Source organism: Sphingobium sp. D43FB, from assembly GCF_002312805.1.
Taxonomy (GTDB): Bacteria; Pseudomonadota; Alphaproteobacteria; order Sphingomonadales; family Sphingomonadaceae; genus Sphingobium.
In genome coordinates, this window is the sequence record NZ_NMUA01000152.1 from 1 (window position 1) to 935 (window position 935).

The following is a 935-nucleotide window of genomic DNA, read 5'->3' on the forward strand; positions in this document are numbered from 1 at the left end:
TCCTTGATGAAGCGGTTGATGGCGGCCTGCAGATCGACAACGGAGTGGAAGACGCCGTTTTTCAGCCGCCGCCGGGTCAACTTTGCAAAGAAGCCCTCGACGGCATTGAGCCATGAGCAGGACGTCGGCACGAAGTGGAAGGTCCAACGCGGATGCCTTGCCAGCCAGGCACGGACCTTGGGCTGCTTGTGGGTCGCGTAATTGTCGAGGATGACGTGGATTTCCTTGTCGGCGGGCATCTCGGCTTCAATGGCGTTCAGGAACCGGATGAACTCTTGATGCCGGTGCCGTTGCATATTGCGGCCGATCACCGAACCATCCAGGACATTGAGCGCTGCAAACAGGGTCGTGGTCCCGTTGCGTTTATAGTCATGCGTCATGGTTGCCCCGCGACCGCGCTTGAGCGGTAGCCCCGGTTGGGTGCGATCGAGAGCCTGGATTTGGCTCTTCTCATCGACCGACAGCACGATCGCGTGGGCAGGTGGCGAGACATAGAGCCCGACAACATCGTGAAGCTTCTCGGCGAAAGCCTTGTCGTTGGACAGCTTGAAACTGCGCCACCGATGCGGTGCCAGGCCGTGATCGTGCCAGATCTTCACCACCGATGACGCCGCGATGCCTACGGCTTTGGCCATCGCGCGCACCGTCCAATGCGTGGCCTCGTGACTGGGCGGCTCCAGCGTCAGGGCCACGACCTTGTCGATCAAAGTCGCCTCGAGAGGCGCGATACCTGGAGGGCGGGTTTTGTCGCGCAGCAACCCATCCACCCCTTCGGCCATGAACCGTTCCTGCCAGCGCCACACGCATGTCTTGGATTTGCCGGTCGCTGCCATGATCGCCTGGGTGCCCAGACCTTGAGAAGTCAGGAGAATGATCCGCGCCCGCCAAACATGTTTCTGCGGCGAACTGCGCGCCGCCACGATCGCCTCAAGCCG

Annotated in this window: 1 protein-coding gene; it reads right to left on the reverse strand. The window is 61.4% G+C overall.

The window, feature by feature from the left end:
* The coding region (locus SxD43FB_RS23770) for an IS630 family transposase (RefSeq protein ID WP_096064173.1) at nucleotides 1-935 on the reverse strand (935 nt) is incomplete at both ends.